The sequence below is a fragment of the Bradyrhizobium elkanii WSM2783 genome (genome assembly GCF_000472865.1).
GTDB lineage: Bacteria > Pseudomonadota > Alphaproteobacteria > Rhizobiales > Xanthobacteraceae > Bradyrhizobium > Bradyrhizobium elkanii_A.
The window spans coordinates 1-17,814 of record NZ_AXAP01000061.1 but is presented as its reverse complement, the minus strand read 5'-3'; the positions used below and the strand labels follow the sequence as shown (position 1 = coordinate 17,814).

Below are 17,814 nucleotides of genomic sequence, written 5' to 3'. Positions count from 1 at the left end.
GCACGGGGCGGCGTGAGCTGCAAAGCTGAATGCAAATGCGCCGAGTGAGGACTTTTAGGTCAGCGCGCTTCCACATTGCTTCCAAGAGCGAGCGGCATGGAAGCAGCCAAATCGTTCGGCAGAAAAAACGCTGTGTTTGCAAAAGCTTGATGGCGCGCCCGGAACGATTCGAACGTCCGACCCTCAGATTCGTAGTCTGATGCTCTATCCAGCTGAGCTACGGGCGCGTTTTCGCGTGAGGGGCTTGGCCCAAGGTGCATCCGAGGAGGCTCGGGCGCATCAGCGAAAGAGCGCTCTAGCTACAGGGTCCCGGCCCGGTTGGCAAGGTCCGGGATGGCGGTTCGCTGGGTTGATTTGAGCCGAAAGTGGGCCCAGGGAGGTGAAAAATCCGGAGTTTCCCGCTATTCCGGCCCACCTCACGCCCGTGCGCGCTCGGTGCGGACGATCTGGAGTTCCACCGGGCGGTCGGGGATGGCGATGCGGAAGGTGGCGCCGATGGTGCCTTCGACGAGGTGGATCTCGCCGTCATGGGCACGGATCAGTTCGGCGGCGATCGCAAGGCCGAGCCCGCTGCCGCCGGGGCGGCCGGACGTCTGGAACGCCTCGAACAGGTGATCGCGGGTCTTCTGGGGAACGCCGGGGCCGGTGTCGGAGACCTCGATGATCGCGACCGTCCCCTCGCGGCGGCCGGTGATGCGGATCTGCTGGGCACCGCCGTCGGTTGCCGGACGGCTCTCCAGCGCCTGCGCCGCGTTGCGCACGAGGTTGAGCAGCACGCGGAACAGCTGGTCCGGATCGGCGTCGATCGCAAGCCCGCGCTCGATGGCGCTGATCCAGGTGATCGAGGCGTCGGACGCAAGCCCCGCCGATTCGCGCACCTCGACGACGACGGGCTCGACCAGGATCATGCGGCGGTCGGGCGCGGCCTCCTGGGCACGGCCGTAGGACAATGTCGACTGGCAGAATGCGATGGCGCGTTCGAGCGAGCGCAGCAATTTCGGCGCGAAGCGTTGCACCCTGGGATCGGGGACGCTTGCGAGTTGATCGGACAAGAGCTGCGAGGAGGCAAGCAGGTTGCGCAGATCGTGGTTGATCTTGGAGACGGCGAGCCCCAGCGCCGCCAGCCGGCTCTTCTGATGCAGCATCGAGACCAGGTCGCGCTGCATGTCGGAAAGCTCGCGCTCGGCGACGCCGATCTCGTCGCCGCGTTGGCTCGGCACGATGATCCGCGCCGAGCTTTCGGGGTTTTCGTGGAAACCGATCAGGCTCGCGGTCAGCCGCCGCATCGGGCGCACGAACAAATAATGCAGGGCGAGATAGACCAGACCCGCGGTGAGGCCCCCGATCAAGAGCGCGACGATCAAGACGTTGCGGGAGAAGCGGTACATCGCCTGCCGCAGCGGCTTCTCGTCGATCACGACCTCGATGAACTGCGCCTGGCCCGGCGCCGGCCCGACCACGCGGATGGTCTGGTCGCCATGCTCCAGCATGATCTGGAACGCATCGACGATCGCCGACCACACCGACATCTCGCGCATGTCGACGTCGTGGTCGATCGCAGCCGGCAGGTCGGCGCTGGCGAGCAGCCGCCGCTGCTGGCCCATCTTGATGGCCACCGCACGAGCGCCGATGCTGGTCAGGATCTGGCGCGCCAGCGATTCCGGGACGTAGCCGGACGGCGCGGCATCGAGCACCAGCGCCGCGGTGTTGGCAGCGGCCAGCCGGTCGTTCAGCCGGTTCATCCGGAAGTTGGCGATCGCGGGCACATAGATCAGCATCCCGGCGATCATCACCAGGGGGATCGTGAGCAGCAGAAGCTTGCCGGACAGGCCAAGCCGGTACACCGGCTGCGCCCGAGACTTCTCCGTCGTCGGCTGATCGTCGGTCACTGACACGATATAGGCCTTCTTTGGCGCATGTTCAGCATGCTGCCGTGCACCATCGCCGGTCAAATTACGGATCGCTAATGTAAGCCGGTTCCATGTGCCCCGGATGCAGCCGGCTAACGCCGGGCCACATAGACAACAACCCCACAGAATCAGGACTATTTCCGCGAATTACGACCTTTCGAAGAACCGCTTTTGCCGCGCTGGCCGACATTGACGAAAAGGAGGCGCTCCCGTATAAGCCGCGCAAATTGTCCGCGATGCCCCGGTTTTGCCGGGGGCGGCTCATTTGGGGCCGCGAATGGCCCATTCTGGGCCGGCCAGCATCATCGGACCTATCTCAATTCATCGGCAGATTGCCTGTTCAGCGGAGAACGACCCGTGAAGCGGACTTATCAACCCAGCAAACTGGTGCGCAAGCGCCGCCACGGCTTCCGCGCCCGTCTCGCCACGGCCGGTGGCCGCAAGGTCCTCGCCGCGCGCCGCGCGCGTGGCCGCAAGCGTCTGAGCGCCTGAGCCCGGGCGTCTTCCGGAGATTCTAAATGGATCGGCTAAGGCAGCGGGCGGACTTCGTCGCCGTTGCCAATGGCGCGCGGGCGACCAGCCCGGCCTTTGTGCTGCAAGGCCGCGCCCGTGATGATGACGGCCCGATCCGCGTCGGCTTCACCGTCACCAAAAAGAACGGCACCGCTACCGAGCGCAACCGCATCCGGCGCAGGCTTCGCGCGCTGATACAGCGGCTCGACGTCATACCGATGCGGCCACATCATGACTATGTGTTAGTCGGCCGCCGGGATGCACTAACCCGCGACTTCGCGGCCATGCTCGACGACCTCCGCACAGCGCTCCGCCGCCTCGACCGGCAACCGGCCAAAAGCGGCCGCAGCCAGAATAACATAAAGAGCGGCGGCAACCGGAATTGAATGACGAGACCTTGAAGAGATGACCGACAACCGCAACACCATCATCGCCGTCATTCTATCCGGCCTGGTGCTGATCGCCTGGCAATATTTCTACAACGTGCCGCAGATGGAGAAGCAGCGCGCACAGCAGCAGGCGCAGGCTGAACTGCAGAAGCAGCAGACGCCGCCGCAGACGCAGCAGACGACTCCGGGCACCGCGCCGCAGCCGGGATCGGCGCCTTCGCCTTCGAGCGCGCAACCGGCCTCCGGCGCGCCGGTCGTCAGCCGCGAAGCCGCGATCGAGGCCAGCCCGCGCGTCAAGATCGACACGCCCACATTGTCAGGCAGCATCTCGCTGAAGGGCGCGCGTATCGACGATTTGTCGCTGGAGAAATTCCGCGACACCGTCGACCCGAAATCACCACCGATCGTGCTGTTCTCGCCGTCGCAGACCGCCGCACCCTATTACGCGGAATTCGGCTGGGTGCCGGCGACCGGCGCCACGGTGCGGATGCCCGACGCGACCACGGTGTGGCAGCAGGAGGGTTCCGGCGCGCTGACGCCGACTAATCCGGTCACGCTGAAATACGACAATGGCGAAGGCCTGACCTTCCGCCGCACGATTGCGATCGATGACCGCTATCTCTTCACCATCAAGGATGACGTCACCAATGCCGGCAGCGCCCCGGTCACGCTCTATCCCTTTGCGCTGATCTCGCGCCACGGCACGCCGCAGGTTTCCGGCTATTACATCCTTCATGAAGGCCTGATCGGCTATCTCGGCGATCATGGCCTGCAGGAATTCGGCTACAAGAAGATCGACGACGCCAAGCGGGTGAACTTCAGCGCCACCGACGGCTGGCTCGGCATCACCGACAAATACTGGGCTTCCGCACTGCTGCCGGGCACCTCCGCCAAGCTGCAGGCGAGCTTTTCCTCCGATCTGATCAACAATAACAGAAGGTACCAGACCGATTATCTGCTGGAGCCGCAGACCGTCGCGGCCGGCGCCACCGTCACCGCCAATGCGCGGCTGTTCGCCGGCGCCAAGGAAGCCGGCGTCGTCGGCATCAACTTCCCGCTTGGACCCGGCGGCTACAACCGGCAGCTCGGTCTCAATCATTTCGATCTGCTGATCGACTGGGGCTGGTTCTACTTCATCACCAAGCCGATGTTCCTGGCGCTCGACTGGTTCTATCGCCTGTTCGGCAATTTCGGCGTCTCGATCCTGCTGGTGACGGTGATCGTGAAGCTGTTGTTCTTCCCGCTCGCCAACAAGTCCTACGCCTCGATGGCGAAGATGAAGTCGATCCAGCCGCAGCTTGCGGCGCTGAAGGAGCGCTATCCGGACGACCGGGTGAAGCAGCAGCAGGAGATGATGGAGATCTACAAGAAGGAGAAGATCAACCCGATCGCGGGCTGTCTTCCCATCGCGCTGCAGATCCCGGTGTTCTTCTCGCTCTACAAGGTGCTGTTCGTCACCATCGAGATGCGGCACGCGCCGTTCTTCGGCTGGATCAAGGACCTGTCGGCGCCGGATCCCACCAACCTGTTCACCCTGTTCGGCCTGATCCCGTTCGACCCCACCACGATCCCGGTGTTCGGCCATTATCTCTGGCTCGGCATCTGGCCCATCATCATGGGCATCACGATGTGGTTCCAGATGAAGCTCAATCCGACGCCGCCGGATCCGACGCAGAAGATGATCTTCGACTGGATGCCCTTGATCTTCACCTTCATGCTGGCCGGCTTCCCGGCAGGCCTGGTGATCTACTGGGCCTGGAACAACCTGCTTTCGGTGGCGCAGCAGAGCTACATCATGCACCGGAACGGGGTGAAGGTAGAATTGTTCGACAATCTCAAGGCCACCTTCGCGAAGAAGGCGACGTAACATGATGCTGTCATTCCGGGGCGATGCGCCAGCATCGAACCCGGAATCTCGAGATTCCGGGTCTGGTCCTGCGGACCATCCCGGAATGACGGGGAATGAGATCCTTCCCACATGACCGCCGAAACCGATGCGGAGCTGATCGAAGCGGGGCGAAAACTGTTCGCCGGCGACTGGCATTTCATCTGGGCCGCGCCGTCGATCGAGACGCTGCCGCCGATGGCGGGGCTCGAGGTTGCCTTTGCCGGTCGCTCCAATGTCGGCAAGTCGAGCCTGATCAACGCGCTCACCGGCCGCAGTTCGCTCGCGCGCACATCGCACACGCCGGGACGCACACAGGAACTGATCTTCTTCGAAGGCCCTGAGAAAGCGGGCTTCCGTTTGGTCGACATGCCCGGCTATGGCTATGCCTCCGCGCCCAAGGCCAAGGTCGCGTCCTGGACCGCGCTGATCCAAAAATTCCTGCAGGGCCGCGCCACCCTGGCGCGGGTCTATGTCCTGATCGATGCCCGCCATGGCATCAAGGATGTCGATCTCGATGTCCTGAAGACGCTCGACAAATCGGCCGTCAGCTACCAGGTGGTGCTGACCAAGGCGGACCAGGTGAAAGCCTCCGAACTCGCCGCCCGCATCGAAGAGACCGCGGCCGCGCTGGCGAAACACCCGGCCGCCTTTCCGGATGTCTTGGCGACCTCCTCGCGCACCGGCACTGGCATGCCGGAGCTGCGTGCCGCGATGGTGCGCCTGCTCGAAGAGCGCCGCGGATGAACAGCCTGCATCGAATCCTGCTGGTCCTGGCCGGCATCATGGGCGCCTGTGGCGTGATGCTGGCGGCCGGATCCGCCCATCTCGCCGATGCGACGCGGCTTGCAGCCGCCTCGTCGATGCTGCTGTTTCATGCCAGTGCGGTGCTCGGGGCAATCGCCCTCGTCGGGCGCGGCTTGCTGAACCGCGCGATCGGGACTGTTTCAGCGATCGGCTTCGTCATCGCCGCGTCATTGTTCGCCGGCGATCTCTGCCTGCGCCAATATGCCGGCCACGGCCTGTTTCCGATGGCCGCGCCGACCGGCGGGACGCTGTTGATCGTAAGCTGGCTGGTGCTGGCGCTTGCGGCAGCATGGCCACGGCGGACTTAACCCTTCTCCCCTTGTGGGAGAATGTGGCGTGGACGCAGTCCACGCCGGATGAGGGGTCTCTATCCGCGGAGACAGACCCCTCACCCGGCTTCGATGCTTCCGCATCGAAGCCACCCTCTCCCACAAGGGGAGAGGGTGAACAGCGCTTTGCGCCTCGCCCGCCAATCAGATAGAACCGCGCCCGACGCCGCTTTCTGGGAATAGCGAGACCCGCTCCATGACCGACACGAAGATCAGCCCGCTCGACCAGGCCCGCATCCTGTCCGAGGCGCTGCCGCATATGCAAGAATATGACGAGGAAACCATCGTCATCAAATATGGCGGCCATGCCATGGGCGCGGAGGACACCGCCAAGGCGTTTGCGCGCGACATCGTGCTCCTGGAGCAGACCGCGATCAATCCGGTGGTCGTGCATGGCGGCGGGCCGCAGATCGCGACCATGCTCAAGCGCCTCGGCATCCAGTCCGAATTCGCGGCGGGCCTGCGCATCACCGATGCGGCGACGATCGAGATCGTCGAAATGGTGCTGGCCGGCTCGGTCAACAAGCAGCTCGTCGGCTATATCAACGAGGCCGGCGGCAAGGCGGTCGGCCTCTCCGGCAAGGACGGCAACATGGTGAAGGCGTCGAAGACGACGCGCACCATGATCGATCCTGGTTCCAACATCGAGAAGGCGATCGATCTCGGCTTCGTCGGCGAACCGGAGAAGGTCGACCTGACGCTGCTCAACCAGCTCATCGGCTATGAGCTGATCCCGGTGCTGGCGCCGCTGGCGACATCCAAGGACGGCCAGACGCTGAACATCAATGCCGACACCTTCGCCGGCGCGGTGGCCGGAGCCTTGAAGGCCAAGCGCCTGCTGCTGCTCACCGACGTGCCGGGCGTGCTCGACAAGTCCAAGAAGCTGATCCCGGAACTGTCGGTGAAGGATGCGCGCAAATTGATCGCGGACGGCACCATTTCCGGCGGCATGATCCCGAAGGTCGAGACCTGCATCTACGCCCTGGAGCAGGGCGTGCAGGGCGTCGTCATCATCGACGGCAAGACGCAGCATGCGGTCCTGCTGGAGCTGTTCACCGATCAGGGGACCGGCACGCTGATCCATAAGTGACCAGGTCCTACTATTCACCGTCATGGCCGGGCTCGTCCCNNCCATCCACGTCTTTTCAGCAGCAACCGCGTGCGAAAGGCGTGGATGCCCGGGTCAAGCCCGGGCATGACGAGGCGAGGGTGAGGAGATCGCGCCGGTCCCTTCTAGCTCAAGTGCTGACGGCGGTGCCGGCCGCGGCGCTTTCGTTCTTGTTTTCCTCTGCGCCGGCGCGCGCCGACCTGAAACTCTGCAACCGCATGAGCTACGTGGTCGAGGCCGCGATCGGGATCGATGAGAAATCGGCGACCGCAACGCGCGGCTGGTTCCGGATCGATCCCGCCGCCTGCCGCGTCGTGGTGCAGGGCGCGCTTACCGCCGACCGCGTGCTTCTGAATGCGCGCGCGCTCGGCGTCTACGGCGCCTCGCCAATCCCGCAAAACGGCACCGACACGCTCTGCGTCGCGCAGGACAATTTTGTCATCGCCGCCGCCCGCCAGTGCCGCAGCGGCCAGACGCCGGCGCAATTCACGCAGATAACGCCGACGCAGTCCGAGGACGGCAACCTCGTCGCCTATCTCGCCGAAGGCTCCGAATATGACGAGGAGCAGGCGCGGCTTGCCGGCATCCAGCGTTTGCTCGTGATCGCCGGCTATGATGCCGCGCCGATCGACGGCGTCGACGGGCCGAAGACGCAAGGAGCGCTGTCGGCGTTCCTCAAGAGCCGCGGCCTCTCCAGCGACGTCGTGCAATCGCCGAATTTCTTCACCACCATGATCGATGCCGTGCAGAAGCCATCCGCGACCGGACTGACCTGGTGCAACGACACGCCGCACAAGGTCATGGCGGCGGTGGCGACTGACGACGGCAAGGCCGTCACCAGCCGCGGCTGGTATCGCATCGATCCCGGCAAGTGCCTGCATCCCGACGTCACCGGCCAGCCGAAGCAGATCTTCTCCTTCGCCGAAGCCGTCGATGCCGAGAACCGCACCATCCGCTTGAAGGACAAGCCGCTAAACTGGGGCGGCGCGACGCAGCTCTGCACCCGCGAGAGCAAGTTCGAGATCGCCGAGCAGGGCGATTGCGCCACCCGCGGGCTGGCCGCGGTCGGCTTTGCGCCGGTCGACATGACCAGCGGCGGCAAGACACTGCGCTTTGCGATGCCGTGATAATGGCGTCGTGGACCCGCATACTCAGACGTCATGACCCGCGAAAGCGGGTGATCCAGTATTCCGCGCCGCCTGTCGTATCCCTCGTCCGCCGCCATATACTGGATGCCCGCTTTCGCGGGCATGACGGAAAGTAGGCATCATGGCTCCCCGCGCCTTCGACCATATCGACACCTGGGTGTTTGACCTCGACAACACGCTGTATCCGCATCACGTCAACCTGTGGCAGCAGGTCGATGCGCGGATCGGCGAGTTCGTGAGCAACTGGCTGGGCGTCACGGCGGAAGAAGCCCGCCGCATCCAGAAGGACTATTACCTCCGCTACGGCACGACGATGCGCGGCATGATGACCGAGCACGGCGTCCGCGCCGACGACTACCTCGCCTATGTCCACCAGATCGATCACTCGCCGCTGGAGCCGAACCCGGCGATGGGCGCCGCGATTGCAAGGCTGCCCGGCCGCAAGCTGATCCTGACCAACGGCTCGACCGACCATGTCGGCGCGGTGCTCGCGCGTCTCGGCATCGGCGCACATTTCGAGGCGGTGTTCGACATCATCGCCGCCGAGCTTGAGCCGAAACCGGCGCCGCAGACCTATCAGCGCTTCCTGGCGCTGCACGACGTCGATCCCGCCAAGGCCGCGATGTTCGAAGACCTCGCACGCAACCTGGTCGTGCCGCATCAGCTCGGCATGACCACGGTGCTGGTGGTGCCCGACGGGACGCAGGAAGTCGTGCGCGAGGACTGGGAGCTCGAGGGCCGCGACGCCGCGCATGTCGACCACGTCACGGACGATCTGACGGGGTTCTTGCAGAGGCTCTCTCAGACAATCTGAACCCGTCATACCCCGCGAAGGCGGGGTATCCAGTAATCGCCGGCATCTCGACCAATTACAGCCGCCGCGGCTTACTGGGTCACCCGCCTTCGCGGGTGACGACAGACAGCGAGTTAGCCTTGACTCCGCCGCGCCAAATCCCGAAAAAGCTCCAAATACCCTCCCCGTCCGCCTCAAGGAATCGCCCGATGTCGCTGTCCGCCCTCGAGTCCATCGTCAACGCCGCGTTCGAAGCCCGCGACGGCATTTCGACCTCGACCACGGGCGAGGTGCGCGAGGCCGTGGATTACGCGCTCGAGCTGCTCGACAAGGGCGAGGCGCGCGTCGCCGAGCGCGAGACGAGCGGCAAATGGAAGGTCAACCAATGGCTGAAGAAGGCGGTGCTGCTGTCGTTCCGCCTCAACGACATGGGACAGATTCCCGGCGGTCCCGGCAAGGCGTCGTGGTGGGACAAGGTGCCCTCGAAGTTCGATGGCTGGGGTGAGAACCGCTTTCGTGACGCCGGCTTTCGCGCGGTGCCGGGCGCGATCGTGCGCCGTTCCGCCTTCATCGCCCGCAACGTCGTGCTGATGCCCTCCTTCGTCAATCTCGGCGCCTATGTCGATGAAGCGACCATGGTCGACACCTGGTCGACCGTCGGCTCCTGCGCGCAGATCGGCAAGCGTGTGCACATCTCCGGCGGTGTCGGCATCGGCGGCGTGCTCGAGCCGCTGCAGGCCGAGCCCGTGATCATCGAGGACGATTGCTTCATCGGTGCCCGCAGCGAGGTCGCCGAAGGCGTGATCGTGCGCAAGGGCGCGGTGCTCTCGATGGGCGTGTTCCTGGGCGCATCCACCAAGATCGTCGATCGCGAAACCGGCGAGACCTTTGTCGGCGAAGTGCCGGAATATGCCGTCGTCGTGCCCGGCACGCTGCCGCCCAAGCCGATGAAGAATGGACAGCCGGGCCCGGCCACCGCCTGCGCCGTCATCGTCAAGCGCGTCGACGAGCGCACCCGCGCCAAGACCAGCATCAACGAATTGCTGCGGGACTAGAGCGTTTTCGAGCGAAGTGGCCACCGGTTCGCGTGAAGAAAACGCGTCAAAACAAGAATCTAGAGCTTCGGTTCTGATTCCATCAGAACCGAAAATGCTCTAGCTCACGCGCGCGGCATCGCGGCGCACGGGCGACAACACGAAACCGAAATCGTGCCGCGCAAGGCTGGCCCGCCGCCGCGGTGGCGTGTTAAGTCCGGAAGCATGACCGATGCCATCTCCATCACGCGCGACCTTGTCCGCTGCCCTTCCGTCACCCCCGCCGACGCAGGTGCGCTCGGCGTGCTCGAGAACATCCTGAACGCCGCCGGCTTCGAGGTGCACCGCGTCACCTTCAGCGAGCCCGGCACCGCCGACATCGACAATCTCTATGCACGTATCGGCGATCAGGCGCCGCACATCACCTTTGCCGGCCATACCGATGTGGTACCGCCGGGCGACGAGTCTGCCTGGACGCATGGCCCGTTCTCCGGCGAGGTGAAGGACGGCTTCCTCTATGGCCGCGGCGCCGTCGATATGAAGGGCGGCATCGCCTGCAGCGTCGCCGCGGTGCTCGAATATCTCAGGGACAATGGCGGCAGGCCAAGGGGTTCAATCTCATTCCTGATCACGGGCGACGAGGAGGACGTTTCCATCAACGGCACGATCAAGCTGTTGAAGTGGGCGGCCGAGCGCGGCGAAAAGTTCGATCATTGCGTGCTCGGCGAGCCATCCAATGTCGAGGTGCTCGGAGACACCATCAAGGTCGGCCGCCGTGGCTCGCAATCCGGCACGCTCCATGTCGAGGGCGTGCAGGGCCATGTCGCCTATCCGCACCGCGCCTCCAATCCGGTGCCGGACATCTCGCGGTTGATCGTGGCGCTGAGCGACGAGCCGCTTGATAACGGCAGCGCGCAGTTCCAGGCGTCCAACCTCGAATTCACCTCCGTCGACGTCGGCAATGCCGCGAGCAACGTCATCCCCGGCCAGGCGCGGGCGAAATTCAACATCCGCTATAACGACAATCACACCCAGGAGAGCCTGCGCAAGCTGGTGGAGGAACGCCTCGCCAAAGCCTGCGGCAACCGGATCCGCGCCCGCATCGTGTGGGAGCCATCGAACTCGAACGTGTTCGTCACCAAGCCCGGCCCGTTCACCGACCTTGCGGTGGGAGCGATCGAAGCAGTGACGGGACACAAGCCGGAGCTTTCGACCTCAGGCGGCACGTCGGATGCCCGCTTCATCTCGAGCTATTGCCCGGTGATCGAATTCGGCCTGGTCGGCCAGACCATGCACCAGATCAACGAACGCACGCCGGTCGCCGATCTGGAAAAACTGACGCAAGTCTATCGCGGCGTGCTGGACAGGTATTTTGCTTGAGTGCTGGGGCTTTCCTCAATCATCGCACCCTTCCGCTGTCATCGTCCGCGAAAGCGGACGATCCAGTACTCCGCGGCGCCTCGGTCAAACAACAAACATCGCCGTTTACTGGATACCCCGCCTTCGCGGGGTATGACGGGCAGAGTGTGACTAGTTCTATGGAGGCCCGGCAATTCCCGGATAAAGGTCGTCCCAGTTCGGGTTGTGCTCCTCGATCAACCGTATCTTCCAGTCCCGATTCCACTTCTTCAATCGCTTCTCGCGCTTGATCGCATTTTCGGGATCATCGAACTGTTCGAAGTACACCAGCCGCGCGACGCCATACTTCTCGGTGAAGCCTTTCACGACCTTCAAGCGATGTTCGGCGATGCGCCTAATGAGATCGTTCGTCACTCCGATGTAGAGTGTCCCGCCGATTTTGCTTGCAAGAATATAGACGTAGAAATTTTGCGGCCGCATTGCGGAAGTCTCCGCGGACTACGACACTTGGTCAAGCCCATAATCCCTACTCCGCCGTCATCGTCCGCGAAGGCGGACGATCCAGTACTCCGCGGCGTCTCGGTCAAACTAAGAACGCCGGCGTTTACTGGATACCCCGCCTTCGCGGGGTATGACGAAAAGGGAAAAGCGCCCCCTAATACTCCACCCGCACCAGATAGAGCCCCTCCGGCGGTGCCACCGGGCCGCAGGCGGCGCGGTTGCGGGCGGCGAGTGCTGTGGCGAGATCGTCGGCGGTCCAGCGGCCTTCGCCAACCCAGACCAGCGAGCCGACCATCGAGCGCACCTGGCTGTGCAGGAACGAGCGCGCCGAGGTCACGATGCTGACCGCATCGCCGCTGCGCGTAACGTCAAGCTGATCGAGCGTTTTCAGCGGCGATTTGGCCTGGCACTCGGTGTCGCGGAAGGTCGTGAAATCGTGCTTGCCGATCAGGCGCTGCGCGGCTTCATGCATCGCGTCCGCATCGAGGCGGCGCGGCACGCGCCAGACGCGGCCGATGTCGAGCGCGAGGTTCGCGCGGGTGTTCCTAATGCGATAGAGATAATGGCGCTTCGTCGCGGAGAAGCGCGCCTCGAAATCGTCCGGCACGATCTCGGCTGCGAGCACCGCAACCGGATGCGGGCGCAGATGCGCGTTGAGACCATCGCGCAGGCGGTCCGGCGGAAACGGCTTTGCGATGTCGCAATGGGCGACCTGTCCGAGCGCATGCACGCCGGCATCGGTGCGGCCGGAGCCATGGACGCGCACGTCCTCACCGCACATCGCCTTCACCGCGGCCTCCAGCGCGCCCTGCACTGTCGGCGCCGTCTCCTGGATTTGCCAGCCGGAGAACGGTGTGCCGTCATATTCGATGGTGAGCTTGTAGCGGGGCATGACGGCTTAAGTGAACCGCGCGCCGGCCTTCAGCGGCGTGCCGCGCAGGAAGTCGACCGACTTCATCCGTGCCTTGCCTTCGCGTTGCAGTTCGAGGACGCGGATGGCGCCCCCGCCGCAGGCGATCGCAAGGTTATCGTCCAACACTGCGCCTGATGCGCCCGAGCCGTTCGCCAGTTCGCAGCGGAGAATCTTGATACGCACCGTTTCGCCATCGTGAGGCAATTCAGTCCAGGCGCCAGGGAATGGCGACAGGCCGTGAATGTGCCGCAGCACGTCGTGCGCAGGCCTGTTCCAGTCGATCCGCGCCTCGGCCTTCTCGATCTTGGCGGCGTAGGTGACGCCCTCCTCACGCTGCCTGGTCAGTTGCAGCCCGCCGCGCTCCAGCGCGGCCATCGCCCGCACCATCAGGTCGGCACCGAGCGGCGCCAGCGCATCGTGCAGATCGGCCGCCGTCATCCGGTCGGTGATCGCAAGCCGCTCGGCCATCGCGACATCGCCGGTGTCGAGGCCGACATCCATCTTCATCACCATCACGCCGGTCTCGGCATCGCCGGCCATGATGGCGCGGTTGATCGGCGCAGCGCCGCGCCAGCGCGGCAGCAGCGAAGCGTGCAGGTTGTAGCAGCCAAGCCTTGGCGCATCGAGGACCGCCTGCGGCAGGATCATGCCATAGGCAACCACGACGGCCGCATCCGCCTGATGCGCGCGAAATTCCTCCAGCGCTTCCGGTGTCTTCAACGTCTTCGGCGTCAGCACGGGAATGCCGAGCCGCCGCGCCTCCTGCTCAACCGGCGTCGGTTGCAATTGCAGGCCACGGCGCCCGCCCGGCTTCGGCGCACGGGTATAGACGGCAGCGATCTCGTGGCCGTGGCCGGCCAGCTCAAGCAGCGTCGGCACGGCGAAATCGGGCGTGCCCATGAAGATCAGGCGGAGCGGCATTGGTCACACTTCACATGGTTCAGTTTTCTCCGTCATGCCCGGGCTTGTCCCGGGCATCCACGTCTTGTCTGTCGCCGACCAAGAACGTGGATGGCCGGGACAAGCCCGGCCATGACGGCGGAGAGATTGTAACCTACTCCACCGCGCGCTTGGCGGCCTTGGCGAACTTCTTCAGCACGCGGTCGCGTTTCAGCTTCGACAGATAGTCCACGAACAGGATGCCGTTCAAATGGTCGATCTCATGCTGGATGCAGGTGGCGTAGAGGCCCTCGGCATCCTCTTCATGCACCTTGCCGTCGATGTCGGTGAAGCGCACGCGCACCCGCGCCGGCCGCTCGACCTCCTCGTAATATTCGGGGATCGACAGACAGCCTTCCTCGTAGACCGACTTCTCCTCGGACGCCGAGATGATCTCCGGGTTGATGAACACGCGCGGCTTCGGCGTGGTCTCGCCGTTCTCGTCCTTTTTCGCGAGATCCATGGTGACCAGCCGTAGCGGCTGCGCGACCTGGATCGCGGCCAGCCCGATGCCGGGCGCCTCGTACATGGTTTCGAACATGTCGTCGACCAGCTTGCGGATCTCAGGCGTGATCTTTTCGACGCGTTTGGAAACCAGCCGCAACTGCTTGTCCGGCAGGATGATGATTTCTCTCAAGGCCATGGCGGGCGATTTAAGCGCTTGATATGCCGCGGTCAATGCGATCCGGAACCGGTTAAGACGGCCTTAACCATGATTCTTCTGCTTTTCTTAACCATGAATCTTCACGGCTTGTTAACCGTAAATGTTCCACTTTCGTTCGCAGCTGCCTGCGAATCGGCTATAGCGCTCGCATGAGCGAGATTCTCTTCATGGTCGGCGACTGGCCGGTCCGCGTCGCGGACGCTTTGGTTGCGTTCGGCGTGCTCGTGCTCATCCTGCTGCTGACAATCGCCATCGTGATCGCGCGGTCCTCCCGGCGCGGCGCGGAACTGGCTGTCGCGCAGACCATCCGCGCCGATGAGCTGGAAGAGCGGCTGAGCGAGGTGCTGCGCGCCCAGAGCGAGGCGAGCGGCCGGGTCGATGCGATGACGCAGGCGCTCGCCGGCCGCCAGGCCGAGATGGCGCGTGCCGTCAACGAGCGGCTGGATTCGGTCACCCACCGCGTCGGCCAATCCATGGAACAGACCACGCGCCACACGATGGACAGCCTGCGCCATCTGCACGAGCGGCTCGGCATCATCGACAACGCGCACAAAAACCTCACCGACCTGACGACGCAGGTGACGACGCTGCGCGACGTGCTCGCCAACAAGCAGTCGCGCGGTGCCTTCGGCCAGGCGCGGATGGAGGCGATTGTCCAGGACGGACTGCCGAAGGATTCCTACGAATTCCAGTTCACGCTCTCGAGCGGCAAGCGGCCGGATTGCGTGGTGTTCCTGCCGGACCAGCGCCCGCTCTGCATCGACGCGAAATTCCCGCTGGAGGCGATGACCGCACTGCACGACGCACGCAGCGATGAGGAACGCAAGATTGCCAGCCAACGCTTGCGCAACGACGTGATGAAGCATGTCAGCGACATCGCGGAGAAATACCTGATCGCCGGCGAGACCCAGGACACCGCGCTGATGTTCGTGCCGTCCGAGTCGGTCTATGCCGAAATCCATGACGGCTTCGACGATGTGATCCAGAAGGCCTACCGCGCCCGCGTAGTGCTGGTGTCGCCGTCGCTATTGATGCTCGCGATCCAGGTGATGCAGCAGATCATGAAGGACGCACGGATGCGCGATGCCGCCGACCAGATCCGCACCGAGGTGATCAAGCTCGGCGACGATCTGTCGCGGCTGCGCGACCGCGTGCTCAAGCTGCAGAACCATTTCTCGCAGGTGAATGAGGACGTGCGCCAGATCCTGATCTCCGCCGACAAGATCGAAAAGCGCGCCGGCCGGATCGAGGAACTCGATTTCAGCAAGTCAGACGCCCCGGTGGAACTGCCGCGGATCGTGACCAGCGGCCGGCCGGAACTGTTCCCCGCCCCGCCCAAGCTGCAGGCGGGGGAGTAGGCAACCATTGTCATCGCCCGGCTTGACCGGGCGATCCAGTATTCCAGAGACGGCAGTTGGGCACGCGCAGCTATTACGTCTATATTCTCGCAAGCCGCATCGGAGGCACGCTCTACATTGGCGTAACGAATGATCTCGTGCGCCGCATCGCCGAACATAAGCTGAAGATCGCTGAGGGCTTCACCAAGCGCTATGAGGTGAGCCGCCTAGTCTATTTTGAGGTCTTTGAGGAGATCGAGCATGCGATTCATCGGGAAAAGCGACTGAAGAAGTGGCCGCGGGCCTGGAAGATCTCATTGATCGAAAAAGGTAATCCGGATTGGATCGATCTCTATCCCGAGATTGCGGGAACTCAAGAGTAATTCGAATAGGTCTCTGGAATACTGGATCGCCCGGTCGAGCCGGGCGATGACAGTCTTTCTTGGCCGAATCTGCTAACAGGGCTCCATGACCGCGCCTGAAGCGACAGCCGCCGCGACCGAGAAAGCCGAGCCTGCCGCCACCTCCTGGCGCGACAGCCTTGCCGTCTATCTGCAGCCACGCGTGCTGATCGTGCTGGTGCTGGGCTTCTCGTCGGGCCTGCCGCTGGCGCTGTCGGGGTCGACGCTGCAGGTGTGGATGCGCGAGGTCGGCGTCGATCTCGGCACCATCGGCCTGCTCGCGCTGGTCGGCACGCCCTACACGCTGAAATTCCTCTGGGCGCCGCTGGTCGATGCGCTGCACGTGCCGTTCTTCACGCGACATTTCGGACGGCGCCGCGGCTGGCTGTTGTTCTCGCAGCTGCTGCTGATCACCACCATCCTGCTGCTTGCGCTCGCCGATCCCGCGCGTTCACCCTGGTTCGCCGCCTTTGCCGCGCTCCTGGTCGCCACCACCTCCTCGACGCAAGACATCGTCGTCGATGCTTTTCGTGTCGAGAGCCTGCCCGAGAGCGAGCAGGCCGCCGGCATGGCCTCTTATGTCGCGGCCTATCGCATCGGCATGCTGGTCTCGACCGCCGGCGCGCTGTTCATGGTCAGCGGATTCGAGTCCTACGGTCTGGTTCGGTCGTCGGCCTGGATGTGGGGCTATGTCGCGATGGCCGCCCTCGTCGTGATCGGGATGATCACCGCGCTGGTTGCGACCGAGCCGGCGCAGTCAAAGGACGCCGAAGCGGCCACGGCCGCGCAAACAGCGTTCTCCCGCGTGATCCAGGCAGCGGTCGGAGCGTTCTCCGAGTTCCTGAGCCGGCGCGATGCCATTGCGGCGCTTGCCTTCGTCGTGCTGTTCAAGTTCACCGACGCGTTCTCGGGCACGATGACGGCGCCGTTCGTGATCGACATCGGCTTCAGCAAGGTCGACTACGCCGCGATCGTCAAGGGCGTGGGATTGGCCGCCACCCTGATCGGCGGCTTTGCCGGCGGCTTCGTGGCGCGGCGCTATTCGCTGGCAACGAGTCTCTGGATCGGCGGCATTGTGCAGGCGCTCGCCAACCTCTCCTTCTCCTGGCTGGCGCTGGTCGGCGTCAATCAGTGGGCGCTGGCGCTCGCGATCACCTGCGAGAACTTCACCAGTGCGATCGGCACCGTGATCTTCGTCGCCTATCTCTCGGCGCTGTGCCGCAATCCCCTGCACACGGCGACGCAATATGCCCTGCTGACGGCGCTTGCCGCGGTGGGGCGCACCTATCTCTCGTCAGGCGCGGGCTTCGTCGCCAAGGCGACAGGATGGCCCTTGTTCTTCGCGATCTGCGTGCTGGTCGCGATCCCGAGCCTGATCCTGCTCGCCTGGCTGCAGCGCCGCGGGCATTTCGATGAATTAGGGCCGGTTAAGGTTTGAACCCTCACTGTCGTCCCGGCCAAGCGAAGCGCGAGCCGGGATCCATAACCACAAGCCTCTGTGATAGGCAGAGCTGTAACCGCTTGTGCGCGCCACAACACCGTTCGGTGGTTATGGGTCCCTGCTTTCGCACTAGGGCATGCACGGATCTCTGAGGCTCCATCCGACTGCGACGGCATGGAAGTATTCAAGGCCGGTTTTGAAGGTGATCGGGCCTGGCGGCTTGGATGATGGATAGCCATCCCAGCCGCCGAGGCGGCCGATGATCCAGGCGGCCCAGGCGAGGCTGTCGGGGGGATGTGGGTTTTTCAGCCGTTTGGTTCTGGCTTCGAGCTGCTGATTGAGG

General features: G+C 64.1%; 18 protein-coding genes, 1 tRNA gene and 1 pseudogene. 13 read left to right on the top strand and 7 right to left on the bottom strand.

Going from position 1 to position 17,814, the window contains the following annotated elements; translation table 11 throughout:
• Window positions 1-150: 150 nt before the first annotated feature.
• Together YY7_RS0135445 and YY7_RS0135440 are read right to left on the bottom strand one after the other, a co-directional pair.
• A tRNA-Arg gene (locus YY7_RS0135445) sits at window positions 151-227 on the bottom strand.
• Window positions 228-416: 189 nt separating this feature from the next.
• The gene (locus YY7_RS0135440; RefSeq protein ID WP_028167335.1) at window positions 417-1,895 is read right to left on the bottom strand and encodes a sensor histidine kinase; all 1,479 of its coding nucleotides are present in this window, start codon (window positions 1,893-1,895) and stop codon (window positions 417-419) included.
• 372 nt (window positions 1,896-2,267) lie between these two features.
• Here YY7_RS0135440 and rpmH point away from each other — a divergent pair, with 372 nt between their 5' ends.
• From rpmH to dapE, 10 genes are all read left to right on the top strand, one after another.
• On the top strand, window positions 2,268-2,402 hold the full coding sequence (gene rpmH, locus YY7_RS0135435) for a 50S ribosomal protein L34 (protein ID WP_008542748.1): 135 nt from the start codon (window positions 2,268-2,270) through the stop codon (window positions 2,400-2,402).
• A gap of 26 nt (window positions 2,403-2,428) precedes the next feature.
• Window positions 2,429-2,809 (top strand): ribonuclease P protein component, encoded by a 381-nt coding sequence (rnpA, locus tag YY7_RS53830; protein ID WP_051397093.1) that lies wholly within the window; start codon window positions 2,429-2,431, stop codon window positions 2,807-2,809.
• Window positions 2,810-2,828: 19 nt separating this feature from the next.
• Window positions 2,829-4,679 carry a membrane protein insertase YidC gene (gene yidC, locus YY7_RS0135425; protein WP_028167334.1) on the top strand — a complete coding sequence of 617 codons (1,851 nt, stop codon included), beginning with the start codon at window positions 2,829-2,831 and terminating at the stop codon, window positions 4,677-4,679.
• 111 nt (window positions 4,680-4,790) lie between these two features.
• On the top strand, window positions 4,791-5,444 hold the full coding sequence (gene yihA / locus YY7_RS0135420; RefSeq protein ID WP_028167333.1) for a ribosome biogenesis GTP-binding protein YihA/YsxC: 654 nt from the start codon (window positions 4,791-4,793) through the stop codon (window positions 5,442-5,444).
• Window positions 5,441-5,812 carry a DUF423 domain-containing protein gene (locus tag YY7_RS0135415; protein ID WP_028167332.1) on the top strand — a complete coding sequence of 124 codons (372 nt, stop codon included), beginning with the start codon at window positions 5,441-5,443 and terminating at the stop codon, window positions 5,810-5,812. Before yihA ends, YY7_RS0135415 begins: the two co-directional genes overlap by 4 nt.
• A gap of 217 nt (window positions 5,813-6,029) precedes the next feature.
• On the top strand, window positions 6,030-6,923 hold the full coding sequence (gene argB / locus YY7_RS0135410) for an acetylglutamate kinase (protein ID WP_028167331.1): 894 nt from the start codon (window positions 6,030-6,032) through the stop codon (window positions 6,921-6,923).
• A gap of 152 nt (window positions 6,924-7,075) precedes the next feature.
• Window positions 7,076-8,068, top strand: coding sequence for a DUF1036 domain-containing protein (locus YY7_RS0135405; RefSeq protein ID WP_028167330.1), 993 nt, complete (start codon window positions 7,076-7,078; stop codon window positions 8,066-8,068).
• Between the two features lie 142 nt (window positions 8,069-8,210).
• Entirely contained in the window at window positions 8,211-8,903 is a 693-nt protein-coding gene (locus YY7_RS0135400) for a pyrimidine 5'-nucleotidase (RefSeq protein WP_035691736.1), read from the top strand.
• Between the two features lie 188 nt (window positions 8,904-9,091).
• Window positions 9,092-9,937 carry a 2,3,4,5-tetrahydropyridine-2,6-dicarboxylate N-succinyltransferase gene (gene dapD / locus YY7_RS0135395; RefSeq protein ID WP_028167328.1) on the top strand — a complete coding sequence of 282 codons (846 nt, stop codon included), beginning with the start codon at window positions 9,092-9,094 and terminating at the stop codon, window positions 9,935-9,937.
• Between the two features lie 204 nt (window positions 9,938-10,141).
• Entirely contained in the window at window positions 10,142-11,296 is a 1,155-nt protein-coding gene (dapE, locus tag YY7_RS0135390) for a succinyl-diaminopimelate desuccinylase (protein ID WP_028167327.1), read from the top strand.
• A 156-nt stretch (window positions 11,297-11,452) separates the two neighbouring features.
• Here dapE and YY7_RS0135385 read toward each other — a convergent pair whose 3' ends face one another.
• From YY7_RS0135385 to def, 4 genes are all read right to left on the bottom strand, one after another.
• Window positions 11,453-11,755: a GIY-YIG nuclease family protein gene (locus YY7_RS0135385; protein WP_028167326.1), complete on the bottom strand. Its 303-nt coding sequence runs from the start codon at window positions 11,753-11,755 to the stop codon at window positions 11,453-11,455.
• Between the two features lie 175 nt (window positions 11,756-11,930).
• Complete coding sequence (gene truA, locus YY7_RS0135380) at window positions 11,931-12,668, bottom strand: tRNA pseudouridine(38-40) synthase TruA (protein WP_028167325.1); 738 nt, start codon at window positions 12,666-12,668, stop codon at window positions 11,931-11,933.
• A 6-nt stretch (window positions 12,669-12,674) separates the two neighbouring features.
• Window positions 12,675-13,610, bottom strand: coding sequence for a methionyl-tRNA formyltransferase (fmt, locus tag YY7_RS0135375; protein ID WP_028167324.1), 936 nt, complete (start codon window positions 13,608-13,610; stop codon window positions 12,675-12,677).
• Between the two features lie 133 nt (window positions 13,611-13,743).
• A complete protein-coding gene (gene def, locus YY7_RS0135370) occupies window positions 13,744-14,271 on the bottom strand; it encodes a peptide deformylase (RefSeq protein WP_028167323.1) in 528 nt (175 codons plus the stop codon).
• A 170-nt stretch (window positions 14,272-14,441) separates the two neighbouring features.
• Here def and YY7_RS0135365 point away from each other — a divergent pair, with 170 nt between their 5' ends.
• The 3 genes from YY7_RS0135365 to YY7_RS0135355 all read left to right on the top strand — a co-directional run bounded on the left by YY7_RS0135365 (window position 14,442) and on the right by YY7_RS0135355 (window position 17,468).
• On the top strand, window positions 14,442-15,650 hold the full coding sequence (locus YY7_RS0135365) for a DNA recombination protein RmuC (RefSeq protein WP_028167322.1): 1,209 nt from the start codon (window positions 14,442-14,444) through the stop codon (window positions 15,648-15,650).
• Window positions 15,651-15,706: 56 nt separating this feature from the next.
• The gene (locus YY7_RS0135360) at window positions 15,707-16,012 is read left to right on the top strand and encodes a GIY-YIG nuclease family protein (protein WP_028167321.1); all 306 of its coding nucleotides are present in this window, start codon (window positions 15,707-15,709) and stop codon (window positions 16,010-16,012) included.
• Window positions 16,013-16,097: 85 nt separating this feature from the next.
• The gene (locus tag YY7_RS0135355) at window positions 16,098-17,468 is read left to right on the top strand and encodes an AmpG family muropeptide MFS transporter (RefSeq protein WP_028167320.1); all 1,371 of its coding nucleotides are present in this window, start codon (window positions 16,098-16,100) and stop codon (window positions 17,466-17,468) included.
• Between the two features lie 132 nt (window positions 17,469-17,600).
• Here the strand turns inward: YY7_RS0135355 and YY7_RS62635 are convergent.
• A pseudogene (locus YY7_RS62635) lies at window positions 17,601-17,814 on the bottom strand (IS4 family transposase); the annotation flags it as partial.

Coding starts and splice junctions, on each gene's coding strand:
- rnpA (WP_051397093.1), top strand. CDS start 2,429: ATGGATCGGCTAAGGCAGCGGGCGGACTTCGTCGCCGTTGCCAATGGC.
- yidC (WP_028167334.1), top strand. CDS start 2,829: ATGACCGACAACCGCAACACCATCATCGCCGTCATTCTATCCGGCCTG.
- yihA (WP_028167333.1), top strand. CDS start 4,791: ATGACCGCCGAAACCGATGCGGAGCTGATCGAAGCGGGGCGAAAACTG.
- YY7_RS0135415 (WP_028167332.1), top strand. CDS start 5,441: ATGAACAGCCTGCATCGAATCCTGCTGGTCCTGGCCGGCATCATGGGC.
- argB (WP_028167331.1), top strand. CDS start 6,030: ATGACCGACACGAAGATCAGCCCGCTCGACCAGGCCCGCATCCTGTCC.
- YY7_RS0135400 (WP_035691736.1), top strand. CDS start 8,211: ATGGCTCCCCGCGCCTTCGACCATATCGACACCTGGGTGTTTGACCTC.
- dapD (WP_028167328.1), top strand. CDS start 9,092: ATGTCGCTGTCCGCCCTCGAGTCCATCGTCAACGCCGCGTTCGAAGCC.
- dapE (WP_028167327.1), top strand. CDS start 10,142: ATGACCGATGCCATCTCCATCACGCGCGACCTTGTCCGCTGCCCTTCC.
- YY7_RS0135385 (WP_028167326.1), bottom strand. CDS start 11,755: ATGCGGCCGCAAAATTTCTACGTCTATATTCTTGCAAGCAAAATCGGC.
- truA (WP_028167325.1), bottom strand. CDS start 12,668: ATGCCCCGCTACAAGCTCACCATCGAATATGACGGCACACCGTTCTCC.
- fmt (WP_028167324.1), bottom strand. CDS start 13,610: ATGCCGCTCCGCCTGATCTTCATGGGCACGCCCGATTTCGCCGTGCCG.
- def (WP_028167323.1), bottom strand. CDS start 14,271: ATGGCCTTGAGAGAAATCATCATCCTGCCGGACAAGCAGTTGCGGCTG.
- YY7_RS0135365 (WP_028167322.1), top strand. CDS start 14,442: ATGAGCGAGATTCTCTTCATGGTCGGCGACTGGCCGGTCCGCGTCGCG.
- YY7_RS0135355 (WP_028167320.1), top strand. CDS start 16,098: ATGACCGCGCCTGAAGCGACAGCCGCCGCGACCGAGAAAGCCGAGCCT.